This window comes from Shewanella sp. 4t3-1-2LB (genome assembly GCF_017368415.1).
GTDB lineage: Bacteria > Pseudomonadota > Gammaproteobacteria > Enterobacterales > Shewanellaceae > Shewanella > Shewanella fodinae.
Map to the genome: position 1 here is coordinate 1 of NZ_JAFNJD010000091.1, position 2635 is coordinate 2635.

Sequence of the window (2635 nt, forward strand, 5' to 3'; positions counted from 1 at the left end):
TGTTATTTGCCTCTTTGACTTCGCTAAAAATCGAGGAAGCATTTAGCATGAGTAGATATACGGGCAAAGCCCTTTCATGAATGATAACCACCTACTGAAGTAGGTGGTTTTGGGCTGACAATAAAAAGCCCCGCATGCAGCGGGGCTGTTTTACGTTTATCGCGGTATTTGCCGCTACTTTAGCTGTTACCGGGCAAGCTGTAATCGCTCCGGTAACATCCACTTCTTAGAATTCAATTTCTACTTTGGTATCGCTGGCCAGTGAATTGGCAATAAAGCAGTTGGCATGTGCCTTCTCATGGATCTTTTCTAGCGTTTCCCTATCTACGTCAGCGCCTTCGGCAAAGGTCACCTGCGGCTTTAAAAAGATGTGGGTGATGGCCACTTTGCCAGATTCCTTTTTCCCCAGTTCAGCGACAGGTTTGTCACAGTAACTGAGTACAGGCAGACGTTTCAGGTGAGCAATAGTTAAAAAGGTCAGCATATGACAGGAGGAAATGGCGGCCAACAGGCTTTCTTCTGGATTCACCTTGGTTTCAATGCCCTTATATTCCGGCGCAGAGGATGCTTCGATATGCTGACCGCTGCCAAACTGAATATGGTGGTCACGGTTAAATTCCCCTTCAGGGGCTGGGCTAGTCTCCCATGACACAGTGACATGAAAACTCATAGCTGATTCCTGCATTACGTCTTAAAAGTGTGTGTGCACTATAGCTCAGAATTCTGTTCTTTGTCTTCTCTAGTCATTACTAATTGATTTATATGAATAAATTAATCGATAGCCATCGCGGGTACTTGATTATGAAGCAGATTTTTTAAATTATCTTGCTCGGCCGTAGCGACTTGCGTAATTGTTAATGGGTGGCTATAACATTTTTGTAACATAAATGGGTGAATTACTGCTTAACCATGTAAGGTGTTGGAGGAGAGTGCAATGAGAACCCTACTTCAGGCTGTGCTTTCTGCCATGCTGCTGGCTCTGTGTATAACAGCTACCACACAGGCAAATGAACGTTACATTGTCAAATTTAAAGAGGGGAAAGGGTCGGCGGTGAAAGCGGCTCTTGATGCGCAGGGCGCAAAGTTGGCGCTGGATTTGCCAAAGCACAATGCGGCGGCATTTAGTCTGCCCGCGCAGGCACTTACAGGGTTGTCTCATAATCCCAACGTAGAGTATGTGGAACAGGATGCCAAGCGATACCTGATGTCTCAGACGGTTCCCTATGGCATCCCGCTGGTACAGGCTGATCAAGTCAGTGATAGCGTGACTGCCAACATCAAAGTCTGCATTATTGATTCTGGTTACGATTTGGCACATGAAGATCTCAGCGGCAATAGGGTTGAAGGTGCCAATGATAGTGGTACTAGCAATTGGTTCACGGATGAAAATCATCACGGTACTCATGTCGCGGGTACTATTGCAGCGCTCAGTAATGACGTCGGTGTTGTCGGCATTAATCCCCATGGCAATCTTAACCTGTACATTGTCAAAGTATTTAATGCGGATGGCTGGGGATATTCATCAGGACTGATCGCGGCGTTAGATGTTTGTGAAGCCGCCGGGGCCAAAGTGATTAATATGAGCCTGGGTGGCAGTATTAAGAGCCGTACCGAAGATGCAGCGTTTGCGGCGGCAGAAACCGCTGGCATCCTTAGCATTGCCGCAGCGGGTAATGACGGTAATAGCCGATACTCTTATCCCGCCTCCTATCGTTCCGTGGTATCTGTCGCTGCTGTAGATGAAAATAAGCAGCATGCTGATTTCTCCCAATATAATAGCCAGGTTGAACTTTCGGGGCCTGGTGTCGGGGTTCTCTCTTCGGTGCCGATGGGAACTGCGTTGGTGGCAGCAACTAGTGTGGCAAATCACGACTATCTAGCAATTGCTATGGAGGGTGCGCCTACGGGGATTGCGTCAGGCGTGTTGATAGACTGCGGTAGCGGAGAACAGCAGTGTAATGCCGCTGGAAAGGTATGTTTGCTGCAGCGTGGCAATATCTCCTTTGCTGATAAAGTACTAGCTTGTGAACAAGGTGGCGGCGTGGCCGCGATCATATATAACAATACTGCGGGGCAGTTGAACGGAACGCTTGGTACCACCGTCACGGCTATCCCGGCTGTTGGGGTAACCGCTGATGATGGCGCGGCAATGTTGTTGGATATAGGTAATGACGCAACTGTCGCTATTGGTCCCGGCAATTATGCCTATTTTGATGGGACTTCTATGGCCACACCTCATGTGGCAGGGGTGGCTGCGTTAGTGTGGAGTCACTTTCCTCAGTGCACCAACAAACAGATCCGAGCGGCGTTGCAGCAAACAGCCGAAGATTTGGACACAGCGGGTCGTGACAACTACACCGGTTTTGGCTTGGTGCAAGCTAAGGCCGCTGCCGACTACTTGGCGCTAAACGGCTGCACTGCTGGCGGAGGCAACAACACTTGTAAGGGAAAACATTGTCGATAATGGTGCAATGTTATGCCGGAAACGCCACTGCTTTTTGTGGCGTTTTTTTATTGTCAGCCCAAAACCACCTACTTCAGTAGGTGGTTATCATTCATGAAAGGGCTTTGCCCGTATATCTACTCATGCTAAATGCTTCCTCGATTTTTAGCGAAGTCAAAGAGGCAAATAACA

At 48.3% G+C, this 2635-nt stretch carries 2 protein-coding genes; one reads left to right on the forward strand and one right to left on the reverse strand.

Annotation, left to right across the window (positions count from 1 at the left end; translation table 11 throughout):
• Positions 1–226: 226 nt before the first annotated feature.
• On the reverse strand, positions 227–670 hold the full coding sequence (locus J3L11_RS18620) for an OsmC family protein (protein ID WP_189618908.1): 444 nt from the start codon (positions 668–670) through the stop codon (positions 227–229).
• A gap of 264 nt (positions 671–934) precedes the next feature.
• Between J3L11_RS18620 and J3L11_RS19580 the strand changes: the two genes are divergently transcribed.
• Complete coding sequence (locus J3L11_RS19580; RefSeq protein ID WP_207571961.1) at positions 935–2464, forward strand: S8 family serine peptidase; 1530 nt, start codon at positions 935–937, stop codon at positions 2462–2464.
• Positions 2465–2635 lie beyond the last annotated feature (171 nt).